This is a genomic window from Daejeonella sp. H1SJ63, assembly GCF_029360775.1.
Classification (GTDB): domain Bacteria; phylum Bacteroidota; class Bacteroidia; order Sphingobacteriales; family Sphingobacteriaceae; genus Daejeonella.
Window position 1 is genome coordinate 12,869 of the sequence record NZ_JARKMZ010000042.1, and the last position, 14,858, is coordinate 27,726.

The 14,858-nt window shown below is 39.7% G+C and carries 18 protein-coding genes; 14 read left to right on the forward strand and 4 right to left on the reverse strand.

Going from position 1 to position 14,858, the window contains the following annotated elements:
- Nucleotides 1-3: 3 nt before the first annotated feature.
- Nucleotides 4-327, reverse strand: coding sequence for a 2Fe-2S iron-sulfur cluster-binding protein (locus tag P2W72_RS14880; protein WP_276364184.1), 324 nt, complete (start codon nucleotides 325-327; stop codon nucleotides 4-6).
- Complete coding sequence (ric, locus tag P2W72_RS14885) at nucleotides 327-1,052, reverse strand: iron-sulfur cluster repair di-iron protein (RefSeq protein WP_276364187.1); 726 nt, start codon at nucleotides 1,050-1,052, stop codon at nucleotides 327-329. The genes P2W72_RS14880 and ric overlap by 1 nt, the downstream gene beginning before the upstream one ends.
- A gap of 102 nt (nucleotides 1,053-1,154) precedes the next feature.
- Here ric and P2W72_RS14890 point away from each other — a divergent pair, with 102 nt between their 5' ends.
- The 3 genes from P2W72_RS14890 (at nucleotide 1,155) to P2W72_RS14900 (ending at nucleotide 2,989) form a co-directional block, all read left to right on the forward strand.
- Complete coding sequence (locus tag P2W72_RS14890) at nucleotides 1,155-1,550, forward strand: group III truncated hemoglobin (RefSeq protein ID WP_276364189.1); 396 nt, start codon at nucleotides 1,155-1,157, stop codon at nucleotides 1,548-1,550.
- Between the two features lie 44 nt (nucleotides 1,551-1,594).
- Nucleotides 1,595-2,050: an Rrf2 family transcriptional regulator gene (locus P2W72_RS14895; RefSeq protein ID WP_276364192.1), complete on the forward strand. Its 456-nt coding sequence runs from the start codon at nucleotides 1,595-1,597 to the stop codon at nucleotides 2,048-2,050.
- Nucleotides 2,051-2,182: 132 nt separating this feature from the next.
- The gene (locus tag P2W72_RS14900; protein WP_276364195.1) at nucleotides 2,183-2,989 is read left to right on the forward strand and encodes an N-acetylmuramoyl-L-alanine amidase; all 807 of its coding nucleotides are present in this window, start codon (nucleotides 2,183-2,185) and stop codon (nucleotides 2,987-2,989) included.
- A 4-nt stretch (nucleotides 2,990-2,993) separates the two neighbouring features.
- On the opposite strand, the gene P2W72_RS14905 is transcribed toward P2W72_RS14900, so the two are convergent.
- A complete protein-coding gene (locus P2W72_RS14905; protein WP_276364198.1) occupies nucleotides 2,994-4,664 on the reverse strand; it encodes a glutamine--tRNA ligase/YqeY domain fusion protein in 1,671 nt (556 codons plus the stop codon).
- A 140-nt stretch (nucleotides 4,665-4,804) separates the two neighbouring features.
- On the opposite strand from P2W72_RS14905, the gene P2W72_RS14910 reads away from it, so the two are divergent.
- The 6 genes from P2W72_RS14910 (at nucleotide 4,805) to P2W72_RS14935 (ending at nucleotide 8,932) form a co-directional block, all read left to right on the forward strand.
- Complete coding sequence (locus P2W72_RS14910) at nucleotides 4,805-5,224, forward strand: cobalamin B12-binding domain-containing protein (RefSeq protein WP_276364201.1); 420 nt, start codon at nucleotides 4,805-4,807, stop codon at nucleotides 5,222-5,224.
- Between the two features lie 51 nt (nucleotides 5,225-5,275).
- Nucleotides 5,276-6,058 carry an enoyl-CoA hydratase-related protein gene (locus P2W72_RS14915; RefSeq protein ID WP_276364204.1) on the forward strand — a complete coding sequence of 261 codons (783 nt, stop codon included), beginning with the start codon at nucleotides 5,276-5,278 and terminating at the stop codon, nucleotides 6,056-6,058.
- 110 nt (nucleotides 6,059-6,168) lie between these two features.
- Nucleotides 6,169-7,569 carry a sigma-54 dependent transcriptional regulator gene (locus P2W72_RS14920; protein WP_276364207.1) on the forward strand — a complete coding sequence of 467 codons (1,401 nt, stop codon included), beginning with the start codon at nucleotides 6,169-6,171 and terminating at the stop codon, nucleotides 7,567-7,569.
- 221 nt (nucleotides 7,570-7,790) lie between these two features.
- Nucleotides 7,791-8,108, forward strand: coding sequence for a YtxH domain-containing protein (locus tag P2W72_RS14925; protein WP_276364210.1), 318 nt, complete (start codon nucleotides 7,791-7,793; stop codon nucleotides 8,106-8,108).
- A 12-nt stretch (nucleotides 8,109-8,120) separates the two neighbouring features.
- Complete coding sequence (locus P2W72_RS14930) at nucleotides 8,121-8,468, forward strand: phage holin family protein (RefSeq protein WP_276364213.1); 348 nt, start codon at nucleotides 8,121-8,123, stop codon at nucleotides 8,466-8,468.
- The gene (locus tag P2W72_RS14935; protein ID WP_276364215.1) at nucleotides 8,465-8,932 is read left to right on the forward strand and encodes a hypothetical protein; all 468 of its coding nucleotides are present in this window, start codon (nucleotides 8,465-8,467) and stop codon (nucleotides 8,930-8,932) included. Before P2W72_RS14930 ends, P2W72_RS14935 begins: the two co-directional genes overlap by 4 nt.
- Nucleotides 8,933-8,966: 34 nt before the next feature.
- Here P2W72_RS14935 and P2W72_RS14940 read toward each other — a convergent pair whose 3' ends face one another.
- The gene (locus tag P2W72_RS14940) at nucleotides 8,967-9,893 is read right to left on the reverse strand and encodes a GDP-L-fucose synthase (protein WP_276364218.1); all 927 of its coding nucleotides are present in this window, start codon (nucleotides 9,891-9,893) and stop codon (nucleotides 8,967-8,969) included.
- 56 nt (nucleotides 9,894-9,949) lie between these two features.
- Here P2W72_RS14940 and trmB point away from each other — a divergent pair, with 56 nt between their 5' ends.
- Genes trmB through polA form a run of 5 tightly spaced genes read left to right on the forward strand, consistent with a single transcriptional unit; the run spans nucleotide 9,950 to nucleotide 14,757 of the window.
- Nucleotides 9,950-10,600, forward strand: a complete 651-nt coding sequence (gene trmB / locus P2W72_RS14945) for a tRNA (guanosine(46)-N7)-methyltransferase TrmB (RefSeq protein ID WP_276364221.1) — start codon at nucleotides 9,950-9,952, stop codon at nucleotides 10,598-10,600.
- Entirely contained in the window at nucleotides 10,601-10,936 is a 336-nt protein-coding gene (locus P2W72_RS14950) for an MGMT family protein (protein WP_276364223.1), read from the forward strand.
- A gap of 41 nt (nucleotides 10,937-10,977) precedes the next feature.
- On the forward strand, nucleotides 10,978-11,322 hold the full coding sequence (locus P2W72_RS14955; protein WP_276364226.1) for a carboxymuconolactone decarboxylase family protein: 345 nt from the start codon (nucleotides 10,978-10,980) through the stop codon (nucleotides 11,320-11,322).
- 40 nt (nucleotides 11,323-11,362) lie between these two features.
- Nucleotides 11,363-11,932, forward strand: a complete 570-nt coding sequence (locus tag P2W72_RS14960) for a DNA-3-methyladenine glycosylase I (RefSeq protein ID WP_276364229.1) — start codon at nucleotides 11,363-11,365, stop codon at nucleotides 11,930-11,932.
- Between the two features lie 11 nt (nucleotides 11,933-11,943).
- Nucleotides 11,944-14,757, forward strand: a complete 2,814-nt coding sequence (gene polA / locus P2W72_RS14965) for a DNA polymerase I (protein WP_276364231.1) — start codon at nucleotides 11,944-11,946, stop codon at nucleotides 14,755-14,757.
- The last annotated feature ends 101 nt before the right edge of the window (nucleotides 14,758-14,858 follow it).

Sequence of the window (14,858 nt, forward strand, 5' to 3'; positions counted from 1 at the left end):
GATCTAGCTTCCAATAACTTTAATAATCAGATTGGACAGTGAATCATCCACAGGAATCTGACAAGCCAACCTGATGTTTTGCCCATTCTGCGCTGAACGTCCAAGGGTGGTTGACTCATTTCTTTTCAATGCAGCAGCAGAAGCACGTAAGCCTTCAATCTCTACAATACAGGTACCGCATCTGCCCATACCTCCACAGTCGCCAAAATTTTCTGTAAAAAGGCGGTCTGCAATAAGGCATTTCAGGTCTCTGTATTCGCCCTGAAAGGTTTGGATATAATGTTCCTCTGAATCATATAAAACAGTCAGGCAGATCTTAAGGGGCATTAACTGATCATTGCTTGTTCAAGTTCAACTGCTTTTGGGAAAAGTATATTGTTCTCGAGATGGATATGAGTATGAAGATCCTGCTCATAATCCTGCAGCATCTGAAATGCTACACGATAAGTAGTACATGCGTCTGCAGGTGGATTATAGCCATTACTTAGCTCTGAAATGGCTATGAACCGGTCTCCCTCCACCTCATGTTCCTGCATCATCATGGCAATTGGATTTTGAACAGTACGAAAATGTGGCTGCTCAAGCTCTCTGTTTTGCCTTTCTGACTCTACCATATTGCGGATATACGGGAACAGAATATTTTCTTCCTTCTTCATATGCATGCTTAGCTCTTCTGAAGAAGCCATGAAATGTTTGTAGATATCGAATAACTCTGGATGACGTTCACCATGAACCCTGCATAGCTTAGAAAGAAAAAGGTTCAGTTCAGGAATCTTCTCTGTAACATAACGATGATGAGTCTTTTCAATATAATCAGCCAGCAGATCAATTGGCCACGAATTAAAATCAATGGATGTTTGTCCACCTGAATTCAGGACAGCAAAAACCTCCTTCTCAACCTGCTCCGGATCCAGATTTTTAGCAGAACATGCCTCTGCAATAGTCATATTCCCCCTGCAGCAAAAATCTATTCCAAATTTTTGAAAAACGCTGGCTGCTTTAAAATTTGCAGCCACCAACGAACCGACAGTATAGTTAGTTAATGCCTCCATTGCTTATAAATTAGATGAACCTGTAATCAAAGTTAGAAATAATTTCAAAAAAGACAATTTTATCTTTTATAAAAAATCAATACATTTGCTTAAATTAATTCAATGGAAATGAAAACAGACATATCCGGAATAGAAGATATTAAGCTCATGGTAGATGACTTTTACTCAAAAGTTCAGCAGGATGAACTTCTGGCACCTATTTTTAACTTCCGTTTGTCTACGCACTGGGGGCCACACCTTGAAAAAATGTATACTTTCTGGAATGCCGCACTTTTTGGTGTAAAGGGATATAATGGAAATCCCTTCATTAAACATGCTACCATGGAATTGGGAACAGAGCATTTCGATCATTGGATAAGTATGTTCAATGAAACTATTGATACACATTTTGAGGGCCCTGTAGCAGAGGATGCCAAACACAGGGCAGCAATAATGGCTCATATGTTCATGAACAAACTGAAATTTATTGAACAAAATAATATAAAACCCGTATTTTAACGAGCAAAATCTTAACCAGATTATCATTAACCAAGATTTATTCAATGATTTCCAAAGCTTGCAAATACGGGATACGTGCTGTCATTTTTGTTGCTTCAAAAAAGACAGAAGGTTTAAAGTTCAATATCAAACAGATAGCACGAGAGGTTGATGCACCGGAAGCATTTACAGCAAAAATTCTGCAGTTTTTAAATAAAAATCACGTGATTACCTCTCTTAAAGGTCCGTATGGGGGGTTTTTTATTGAAGATTACCAGCTTGATCAGCCCATCATCAATATTGTAAATGCAATTGATGGTATGTCAGTCTTCAAAGAATGCGGTCTGGGTTTAAAGCAGTGTTCATCTGTTTATCCCTGCCCGATGCATGATCAGTATAAAATTGCACGTGATGCCCTGCTCAATACTTTTCAAAAAACAAGCATCCGCCAACTGGCTGAACAGCTTAATGAAGGAGGCTTTTATATCAATAACCAGAATGTACTGGCTGAAAATATTTAGTTAATTTCCTGCTTCCTTTTCAGATCTTAATTTCTATAATCATTAAATCTGTAAAATAAATAGTAATACATTTTAAGTTTATTAATCATGGGCTATACATTTTTGTAAATTGCCAGCAATAATATTGGCATCATGCAAATAACATATAACACCATCCTCTTTTCTCTGGCAATCCTGGTACTGGCATCCTGTGCATCGGGTCCTTACCGTTCGAGTAATAAAATCTATAAAAAACAAAGCAAAGAATTAAGTAAAACCATACGCAAACAACCTGTAAATCCAACAGGACTTGATTTTGTTGGTACTACAAATTTCAATCTGCGCAAGCCAAACTATGTGATCATTCACCATACAGCGCAGAATTCTACTGAACAAACACTAAAAACCTTCACAACAGCTAAGACACAGGTAAGTGCACATTATGTAATCGGGAGAGACGGAGCGGTTTATCAGATGCTGAATGATTACCTGAGAGCCTGGCATGGTGGTGCAGCAAAATGGGGTAATGCAACAGATATCAACTCATCCTCTATCGGAATAGAGCTGGATAATAATGGATTTGAACCCTTTTCAGATTCGCAAATCAATAGTCTGCTGGGTGTACTGGCAAATTTGAAAAAGACACATAATATTCCTGCTGCAAATTTCATTGGTCATTTAGATATTGCACCGGGAAGAAAAGTAGATCCCAATGTTAGTTTCCCCTGGAAAAAGCTTGCCGGGAATGGATATGGCCTATGGCAGGACTCCCTTATTACAGAAGAGGTTCCTGAATCATTTAATCCGCTTGAGGCACTTCGCATCATTGGTTATGACATCAAAACCCCGGAAAATACCATCAAATCATTTCAACTGCATTTCGTGCAGAAAGAAATTACAGGCATTTTAAACGAGGAAGAGAAAAAGATCCTGTTCAATCTATACAAAAAATACCTGTAAAGGATCAGCCCTTCTTTACTTCCCTGGCCCAGGCATCTTTTAACGTAACTGTACGGTTGAATACCGGTTTTTCAGGACTTGAATCAACGTCGAGAGTAAAATAACCCTTACGGATAAACTGATAACCACGACCCTGTTCTGCATTGATAAGATCAGGCTCAATGATAGCACTGCTGATTACAGATAAACTGTCAGGGTTAATGTATTCCTTAAAGTCGCCTTCCTCATTTGAGGGATCCTCAACACGAAATAAACGATCGTATAAACGAATTTCGGCAGTTTTTGCACCCGCAGCACTAACCCAGTGTATGGTGCCTTTTACATTAATACCGCTCGTATCACTACCACTTCTCGACTCAGGAATATAGGTACAGTAGATTTCAGAAATTTTTCCTGTTTCATCCTTAACAAATCTTTCGCATTGAATGATATAGGCATGTTTCAATCGAACCATAAGTCCGGGCCCCAGTCTGAAATATTTTTTGGCAGGCTCTTCCATAAAATCATCTCTCTCAATCCACAGCTCTGAACTGAAAGGAATAGTCCGTGAACCTTCACCCCCTTCAACTTCCGGATTATTTTCTCCCTCCATCAGTTCAATCTGTCCTTCAGGATAATTGCTGATAATAAGTTTCACCGGATCCATAACGACCATTCTTCTCCAGGCAGTTTTATTCAGATCCTCACGGATACAAAACTCAAGCAGACTCAGATCAATCAGGTTCTCACGTTTAGCAACGCCAATCCGTTCAGCAAAATTTCGTATCGACAGAGGGGTATAACCGCGGCGTCTTAAACCACTGATTGTAGGCATGCGCGGATCATCCCAGCCTGTTACATACTTTTCATTTACAAGCTGAAGTAGTTTACGCTTGCTCATCACAGTATAGTTGATATTCAGACGGGCAAATTCGTATTGCCTCGAAGGGAATAAATTTAAATGTTCAATAAACCACTCATACAGGGGGCGATGAGGAACAAATTCAAGCGTACAGATAGAATGAGTTATTTCTTCAATTGCATCAGACTGACCATGTGCAAAATCATACATAGGATAGATACACCATTTATCTCCGGTACGATGATGATGGGCATGCTTGATGCGATACATCAGGGGATCACGCAAATGCATATTGGGCGAAGCCAGATCTATTTTTGCACGCAAAACCTTAGCACCATCCGGATACTTTCCTGATTTCATCTCTTCAAAAAGAGCAATATTCTCTTCAATGCTGCGGCTGCGGTAAGGCGTAGGCCTTCCGGGTTCAGTTGGGCTACCCTTGGCGGCGGCAATTTCTTCAGCAGTACTGTCATCCACATAGGCAAGGCCCATCCTGATCAGACTCATGGCGAAATCATACAGCTTATCAAAATAATCAGAAGAGTACAATTCCTTTTCCCACTCAAATCCAAGCCATTTAATATCCTCTCTGATACTGTCAACGTATTCAACATCCTCTGTACTTGGATTGGTATCGTCAAACCTCAGATTAGTTTTACCATTATATTTTCTGGCAATACCAAAATTCAGGCAAATAGACTTTGCGTGACCAATATGCAGGTATCCATTAGGCTCAGGAGGGAATCGCGTAAGAATACGACCACCATGTTTACCATTACTCAGATCCTCTTCAATGATCTCTTCTAAAAAATTTAATGATCTTTCTTCACTCATACTCTGATTTAAGAGGGGACAAAAGTAGCAAAATTTAAGTTTAGCTTACAGCAAATTAGGTTCTTATCTTTTGTCAGCCAGCAGAGAATTAATAAAAGTTATCAATACAATTTTCTTCTTACTTTTACATGAAATCAATTATGACAAGGTCTTTAAATCGCCCTATTCGTGTACTTGTTGCCAAGGTTGGCCTGGATGGGCACGATCGCGGCGCAAAGATCATAGCCAGCACCCTGAGGGATGCCGGCATGGAAGTAATTTATACCGGATTAAGGCAAACGCCCGAAATGGTAGTTAATGCAGCACTTCAGGAAGATGTGGATGCAATTGGAATATCTATCCTTTCAGGTGCACATATGACTGTTTTTCCAAAAATCATCCACCTGATGAAAGAAAAAGGCATGAACGATGTTTTACTTACGGGTGGTGGTATTATACCTGACGAGGATATGAAATTACTGAATGAAATGGGTGTTGGTAAACTTTTCCAGCCGGGAACAAATACCCACGAAATTGTAGATTACATCACTGGTCAGGTTGCTGATAAGAGGGTATTCTGAGCATTTAAAAAAGAATTTTTCGGGGGCTCAGAACATTTTAATCTAAACATTATGGACTATATCAATTTGCTCGTAGAAAAGCGCGACCGAATTTTATTCATCACAATAAACCGCGAAAGCAAGTTAAATGCACTCAACAAGGCCACGCTTGCTGAAATTCACGACGTCATTACCGAATCCTTTCACGATGAAGAAGTAGCCGGAATTATTATTACCGGAGCAGGACAAAAGGCCTTTGTTGCCGGTGCTGATATCTCAGAATTTGCAGATTTCAATGCAGATGAAGGCCGGGAACTGGCCCGCGAAGGACAAAGTAAGGTATTTGATGTTATTGAAAACAGTGAAAAGCCGGTGATAGCAGCCATCAATGGCTTTGCTCTTGGCGGAGGACTTGAACTGGCTATGGCATGCCATATTCGGCTGGCTGTTTCAACTGCCAAAATGGGCTTACCCGAAGTAAGTCTGGGACTGATTCCGGGATACGGAGGAACACAGCGTCTTTCATATTTGGTTGGCAAAGGCAAAGCCATGGAGATGATTCTTACTGCCGATATGGTAAATGCCGAAGAAGCTTTCAGAACCGGACTGGTCAATCATGTTGTTGAGCCTGACCTGCTAATGCATAAAGCAGAAGAAATCATGAAAAAAATCATGACACGTTCACCATTCGCAGTGGGATGTGCTATTAGAGCGGTAAATGCAGCATTCACAGAGGGTCAGAACGGATATGAAACGGAAATTACCGAATTCTCAAATTGCTTTGATTCAGATGATTTCAGAGAAGGAGTTGCAGCATTCCTTCAAAAGCGAAAAGCTGAATTTACTGGCAAGTAAAACTAAACGGCCATCGATAAAAGTGTAGAAAAAATTTCCCGCTTTTTATTAAAATCCGTAAATTGCTCTGAATTATCCAACAGGCACCCGCTTTTTTCTGAAACTAACTAATGAATAAAATATTAATAATTGACGATGAGATTAATATAGGTTTACTTCTGTCCAGATTTCTTACAAAAAATGGGTTTGAAGTACGTACCTGTACCAGTGGGATGAATGCCCTTGATATAATGAGCAAAGAACCTTTCAATCTGGTACTTTGTGATTTCCGTCTGGAAGATACAGATGGAAGAGAAATGCTCCGTAAAATAAAAATTTCATACCCTGAAACCGGAGTAATTATCATTACAGGTTATTCAGATATCAAACTCGCAGTAGAACTAATCAAAATGGGAGCCTTTGACTATATCACGAAGCCCCTTTATCCTGATGAGATACTGAATACAATTAATAAAGCCATTGAGGCTCAAAAAATTATCAATCAGGCAGGCAGCAGTCTTGCTGAAAATGAGAATAAAAACCGCGATACCAATATCATCCCTGAGGAGTTTGTTGTTGGAAAAAGTGCCGCCTCGCTTGAGCTGATTAAACAGATTAAACTGGTTGCACCAACCAATTACAGTGTTATTCTTAATGGTGAAAGCGGAACAGGCAAAGAATCCGTTGCCAAAAGCATACATTATAACAGTCCGAGGAAAGATAAACCATTCATCGCCATGGACTGCGGTTCCCTAACCAAAGATCTTGCCGGCAGTGAGTTTTTCGGTCATGAAAAGGGCTCATTTACGGGTGCTCTTTACACAAAGATCGGACATTTTGAAATGGCAAATGGCGGTACTCTCTTCCTCGATGAAGTAGGAAACCTTTCTTATGAAATTCAGGCAGCACTACTCAGAACTGTTCAGGAACGTAAAGTAAAACGAATCGGAAGTACCAAAGAGATTGATCTGGATGTCCGTATTCTGGTTGCAACAAACGAAAATCTTACTGAGTCTATTCAGAAAGGCCGGTTCAGAGAAGATCTTTTCCACCGTTTTAATGAATTTAATATTACTGTACCACCTGTGCGTGAACGTGGAAAAGATATCATGATTTTTGCAGAACATTTTCTGAAAGAGGCAAATGCAGAACTGAACAGAAATGTTTCTGAATTTGCTGCCGATGTTGTTGAATGCCTTATGACCTATAACTGGCCCGGAAATGTCAGGGAATTAAAAAATGTAATCAGGCGTGCCACACTTTTAAGTGAAGGAAATGAAATACAATTGAAAGCATTACCTCTTGAAATTTCAACTTTTGCAAAAGCTTCAGCTATTGAGAATGCTTTGGGTACAACTATTCCCGTGAATTCAAATAAACATGATCTTAAAAGCGCGGCATTGGAAGCTGAATATGAAACCATTTTGAATGTACTCAGAGAGGTTAATTTCAATAAAAGTAAAGCAGCAAAGATTTTAAATATTGACCGAAAAACATTGTATAATAAAATGAAAGCGATCAATCTGGAATAACAGGGCCTTCTTGAAAAAAATATATGTATGATCCTTTAATGCCCGAGGAAATATCAGAAAATAAAAGATTGAAAATATTTATTCAGCCAATATTACAATTTAATACAGGGCTAATATTAGAGTGCTAAAATTGTATCTTAATATGTAAAACTGTATTCTGAATAATAAAATCAGTATATTTAAGAAACTCCAATTAACCGATATTCTAAATAATTTGAACCATGAGCGACAACTCCAAAATTCTAGCAGCATTACTGGCAGGACTGGCTGCAGGTGTAGCAATAGGAATATTATTTGCTCCTGATAAAGGATCTGAAACCCGTGACAAATTGAATGATTCACTCAAAAACCTTGGTGATAGTATCAAAGACCGGGCGGCTGATGAAATCGGCAATTTGACAGAATTTAAAGAAAAAGTTGTAGAAGGTATAAAGTCAAAACTAAAGTCTGCTGAAGAAGAGTATACAAGTGCCGGCGATGCCCTAAGTCATGCAGCTCAAAAGGCAGAGAAAACAATAAAAAAGGCTACCCATTCTTAAATTTTATTTTTTATGGCAGAGCAGGATTTAGATCCGGAACAACTTGTTGAAAAGGTAAAAGAATATGTGCATGTTCGCAAGGAATTGACCATACTCAATGCTGTAGACAAGGGATCGCAATTAATGGCAGGATTGATTACCGATGGACTGGTACTCATTCTTGCGGTTCTCGCATTTTTATTTGCCAGCCTTGCTCTGGGCTTTTATCTGTCTGAGATTCTCGGGAATTCCTATGCCGGATTTCTTATCGTTGCGGGAATTTATTTATTAGCCGCTTTGATTCTGAATTCCATCAAAGAGAAATTCATTGAGAAGAGGATCATTAATGTTATAATCGAAAAATTTTTCAGGGATAGATGATGAAAGCAAAAATCCGGAATATTGATGAGCTGAGAGCTGAAATTCTTCGACTGAGAGAACAGCGTGTTGAAATGGAAGCGGATATGCAGGTTGAGGTGAACAAGATTGTATCAAAATTCAAAATGCCTCTCATGCTTATTGGCAAATTGAGCGACTGGGCGGGTGCATTTGCAGGTGTGAAAATGAACAAGGATGGTACTTCTGAAGGCGGCGACTGGATTTCGGGCATTTTCAGAGTAGGTTTACCGTTTCTGATGAATAGGTTCGTATTCCCTAAATCAGGATATTTAACTAAGACCATACTTGGATTTCTAACTGACAAAGCTGCCAATACAGTCAACAAAGATCTGTTAAGCGGTATAATAGATAAAATATCAGAGGTTATTAAACTCCCTAAAAGCAGGAAAAAAAATGGTCCGGAGCTGGCCGATTACGGTATCCCGCCCGACAGCGAAACCTATTAAAAAAAAGCACTTAAGAAACTCCGGAGTTTTCTTCTTAATAATTCTTTACAAAATCACTGTAAACGATCCTGATTCCTTCTTCAAGTTCAATCTTGTGCCTCCAGCCTCTTGCATGAAGTTTGGAAACATCCATCAGCTTACGGGGCGTACCATCCGGTCTGCTGGTATCAAAAACAAGTTCGCCCTCATATCCTGATACCTCCTTAATCAGCAAAGCAAGATTCTTAATAGAGATATCTTTCCCTGTACCAATATTGATAAATTCAGCTTCATCATAATTTTGCATCAGATAAAAACAGGCATCAGCAAGGTCATCAGAAAACAAAAATTCGCGGAGCGGATTTCCGGTTCCCAAAACAACAACCTCCGCTGAAGAGTTTAGTTTTGCCTCATAAAACTTCCGGATCAGAGCTGGCAAAACATGTGAATTCTGTGGATGGTAATTATCATTAAAACCATAAAGATTGGTAGGCATTGCTGATATAAAATTACAGCCATATTGCGTCCTGTAAGCCTCACACATTTTAATACCGGCAATCTTGGCAATAGCATATGGCTCATTGGTAGGTTCAAGCAAACCTGTAAGCAGATATTCCTCCTTAAGCGGCTGCGGAGCAAACTTAGGATAGATACAACTTGAGCCCAGAAACATCAGTTTTTTTACATTATTCAGATAAGACTGATGGATTACATTATTCTGAATAGCAAGGTTCTCATACAAAAAATCAGCTTTGTACGTGCTGTTAGCCAGGATACCACCCACTTTTGCGGCAGCAAGAAAAACATAATCAGGCTTTTCAGCAGCAAAAAAATCAGCAACTGCCTGCTGATTCCTTAAGTCGAGCTCTGACGAGGTTCTTAACAAAAGATTATGATAACCTTCCTTTTCGAGTTTGCGGTGAATAGCAGAGCCAACCATTCCTCGGTGACCGGCAATATATATTTTAGCAGCTTTTTCCAATATTATAGACTATGAAAGCAAAGATAAAACTATTTTTACAGGCTTTATTATAAGAAATGGGTAAGGATAAACTACGGCGGTTTGCTGAGATCGCAACTTTCGATAATGTTATTGAGCTGGAGAACGGAAAGCCGCTGAAAGGTAACTGGGCAAAGCAGCAATTCAAAAATAATATGCCGCTGATTCTGGAACTGGGATGCGGAAAAGGCGAGTATACTGTCAATCTTGCAAAGCTATACCCTGATAAGAATTTTATAGGGATAGACTATAAAGGAAACCGCATCTGGAGAGGCGCTAAAACTGCTATTGAGGAAAATATTCCGAATGTTGCCTTTCTTAGGATTCAGATCGAAAACCTGCTCGACTACTTTTCAGAAGATGAGGTGGATGAAATCTGGATTACCTTTCCTGATCCGCAGCCCCAAATCAGCCGTGAAAAAAAACGTCTGACTTCACCACGCTTTCTGGAAAAATATAAAAGTATCCTCAAAAATGGCGGTCCGGTACACCTTAAAACAGACAGCGACCTCCTGTATGCTTACACGAGTGAAAAAATTAAAGAGCTCGGACTCATCGCCCATATACAAACTGATGATCTGTATGCTTCGGCCCTGCCTGATGAAGTGCTTTCAATAAAAACATATTACGAGAAGAAGTATCTTGCCCACAACAAAAATATTAACTATCTGAAGTTCAGCTTTGAATAAATGGAAGATATCAGCTTTTATGATCAGGTTTACCAGGTTGTACGATTAATTCCAAAAGGAAGAGTGAGCTCCTATGGAGCCATCGCGTCTTATCTGGGAACAAAAGGTTCTGCAAGAATGGTAGGCTACGCCATGAATGCAGCACATACAGCTTCTCCTCCGGTTCCGGCTCAAAGAGTAGTAAACAGAAACGGTATGCTTACCGGGAAATTCCACTTTGGCAGCCCCAACCTGATGCAGCAATTGCTTGAAAACGAAGGGGTGAAAATTGAAGATGACAAAGTAGCCGACTTTAAAAACTTATTCTGGGACCCGGCTATAGAGCTTGAACTTTAAACTGAAAATTCACAGAACCAATTAAAACCAAATTTGAAGATATGGGAAAGATGATTGAAGAATTCAACAGCTATCGCAGTAAAATGAATGAGCGCATCATGGAATCTGCTAATACCAATATCAAACGTTTCTTTGCTCTGGATACCACCACTTATGCCGATGGCGCTCTGGATGTTAAAACTAAAGAAATGCTGGGACTGGTGGCATCTATGGTTTTACGATGCGACGATTGCATTAAATACCACCTGGGCAAATGCCATGAAGAAGGAGTAAGCAGCGAAGAAATGAATGAAATCTTTATGATTGCAAACCTTGTTGGGGGCTCGATCGTTATTCCTCATTATCGCAGGGCTGTTGAATACTGGGACGAACTGAACGCTCAATAATCCGAAAGAATTTATTAGATTTCATTACTTAAACCATAAAATGGAGCAGGAATCAAAGATTATCAGATGCGGATGGTGCGGAAACGACCCTCTTTACATCAATTATCATGATCAGGAATGGGGGAAGCCGGTTTATGATGACCCAACTCTTTTTGAATTTTTGATACTGGAAAGCGCACAGGCTGGTTTAAGCTGGATCACCATTCTTAGAAAACGTGAAAATTACAGAAAAGCTTTTGCAGAATTTGATGCTGTAAAGGTAGCTGCCTTTACTGAAGAAGATGTCGAACGCTTATTACAGGATAAAGGAATTATTAGAAACCGCCTTAAAATAACTTCTGCCATACAAAATGCACAATTATTCCTGGATATTCAAAAGGAATTTGGTTCATTCTCTGATTACATTTGGGGATACCTTCCGGGTAAAATCCCAATCACTAACCACTGGAAAAGCTTAAAGGAACTTCCTGCCAGAACAGAGCTTTCTGACCGGATCAGTGCCGATATGAAAAAAAGGGGCTTTAAATTTTTCGGAACCACTATCTGTTATGCCCATATGCAGGCCACAGGAATGATAAATGACCATATTGAAGGATGCATAGCCCGATAAATTATACATAAATGAAAAAACTATTTCTTTTAGATGCTTTTGCATTAATATATCGTGCTCATTTTGCACTGAGCAAGAACCCAAGATTTACCTCTTCCGGATTGAATACATCGGCCATTATGGGCTTTACCAATACCCTGCTGGAGGTTCTTAAAAAGGAAAAACCAAGTCATATGGCTGTGGTATTCGACACCGATGCTCCTACTGAACGCCATACCGATTTCAGTGATTATAAAGCACACCGTCAGGCTATGCCCGAAGATTTGTCGGCAGCCATTCCATACATTATCAGACTGGTCGAAGGATTTAATATTCCGGTTATTTTTTCTGATGGTTATGAAGCTGACGACCTGATCGGAACACTGGCAAAAAAAGCAGAAAAAGAAGGATTTACCGTATTCTGTATGACACCGGATAAGGATTATGCACAGCTGGTATCTGAAAATATTTTTATCTATAAACCGGCCCGGATGGGTAATGGGGTAGAAATTCAGGGTGTTAAAGAGATCCTCGAGAAATGGGAGATCGATCATGTTGAGCAGGTCATTGATATTCTTGGGCTTTGGGGCGATGCTGTGGATAATATCCCCGGAATTCCGGGCATAGGCGAAAAAACTGCCAAGCAGCTGATCAAACAATACGGGTCGATGGAGAATATTATCAAAAACAGTCATGAGTTGAAAGGGAAACTTCGTGAAAACGTAGAGACCTTTGCAGAACAGGGTCTGATCTCCAAAAAACTGGCAACCATCATGCTCAATGCTCCTGTTGAACTTGATGTTGACGCATTACATGTTGACGAACCCACCCGCGAGGTTCTGGAGCCTCTTTTTGCAGAACTGGAATTCAGAACACTCGGAAAGAGGGTTTTTGGAGAGGAGTTTAATGTGCTGGAAATGAAATCTGTACCGGCAAGCGGACAAATGGATTTATTTGGCTCATATAGCTCTTCTACTCCTTCCGAAACGATCTCAAACAATGAAACTGACGATATTGTAAAGCCTGTCAATTTTAAAAACATAAGTAATACAGATCACACTTACGAGCTGGCTGATACCCCCGAAAAAAGAGCTGAGCTGATCTCCACACTTAAATTGCAGAAACAAATTTGTTTCGATACAGAAACAACCGGACTGGACGCCAATGATTGCGAGCTTGTGGGACTTTCATTCAGCATCAAACCCGGAGAGGCATGGTATATCCCGCTTTCTGCAAATCAGGATGAATGCAGAAAAGTAGTTAATGAGTTCAAAGAAGTTCTTGAAAATAAAGGGATAGCAAAAGTTGGTCAGAATATTAAATATGATATTCTGGTATTAAAATGGTACGGTATAGAAATTCAGGGTGAACTATTTGATACCATGCTTGCCCACTATCTGATTGATCCGGATTCGAGGCATAATATGGACTTACTGGCAGAAAACTATCTGGGCTATTCTCCGGTAAGTATTACCACTCTGATAGGTTCAAAAGGTAAGAATCAGGGTAATATGAGAGATGTTGAATTGGAAAAGCTTAAGGAATATGCTGCTGAAGACGCTGACATCACGCTTCAGCTGAAAAATACCTTTGAGCCTATTCTAAAAAATGTCAATGCAGATAAGCTGGCCCATGATATTGAGAATCCACTGATTTATGTGCTGGCTGATATTGAGCACGAAGGAGTAAAAATAGACCAGAATGCATTGACAGAGTTTTCTAAAACCCTCAAAACGGAGGTCAGACAGATTGAACAAAATATCTACGAAAAGGCAGGTGTAAAATTCAATATTGCTTCCCCAAAACAGCTTGGAGAGGTGTTATTCGATAAACTGCAGCTGGATCCGAAAGCAAAAAAAACAAAAACCGGTCAGTACCAAACCGGTGAAGATGTGCTTACCCAGCTTGCAGGCAAAAGTGATATCGTGGCAGATATCCTGGATTTCAGACAGTTGCAAAAACTGAAATCTACCTATGTGGATGCTCTTCCATTAATGATTAACAAGAAAACGGGCCGTATTCATACCTCTTATAATCAGGCAGTTGCATCAACCGGGAGATTAAGTTCCAACAACCCCAACCTACAGAATATTCCGATCAGAACAGAACGTGGCCGTGAAGTAAGAAAAGCGTTTATTGCCAGAGATGATGATCATATTTTACTGTCTGCTGATTATTCCCAGATCGAACTAAGAATCATAGCTGAAATCAGTAAAGATGAGAATATGATGGAAGCTTTTGTTCTGGGACAGGATATTCACACAGCAACAGCGGCGAGAGTTTATGGAATACCTTTGGAAGATGTTAATTCTACCCAACGAAGAAATGCAAAAGCAGTGAACTTCGGAATAATTTACGGACAGTCTGCCTTCGGACTTTCACAAAACCTCGGTATACCAAGAAAAGAAGCTGCCGAAATTATAGAGAACTACTTCAATACCTATCCCGGCATTAAAAAATACATGAGCGATACCATGAATTTTGCACGTGAAAATGGTTATGTTGAAACAATAATGGGCAGAAGACGCTATCTGAGAGATATCAATTCAGCTAATCAGACTGTCAGGGGGTTTGCCGAACGAAATGCCATTAATGCGCCTATTCAGGGATCTGCTGCCGACATGATCAAAATTGCCATGATCAAAATCCATGAGGATATCAGGGATCAAAAATTACTGTCAAAAATGACTATGCAGGTGCATGACGAATTGGTATTTGATGTACTGAAGTCTGAAAAAGAAATTTTGAAGCAGATCATTACCGATCGTATGAAAAATGCCATAAAAATGAAAGTCCCGATCCTGGTGGAAGTTGGAGAAGGCAGTAACTGGCTGGAAGCACATTAAATCATAGAAAACAAGGGCACTATTCGATTTATTTGAGGCTGTAATCAAACATTTGTAGCTTTTTATGAAAATGACAGAAGGCTACGCTATGCTAAAAATCA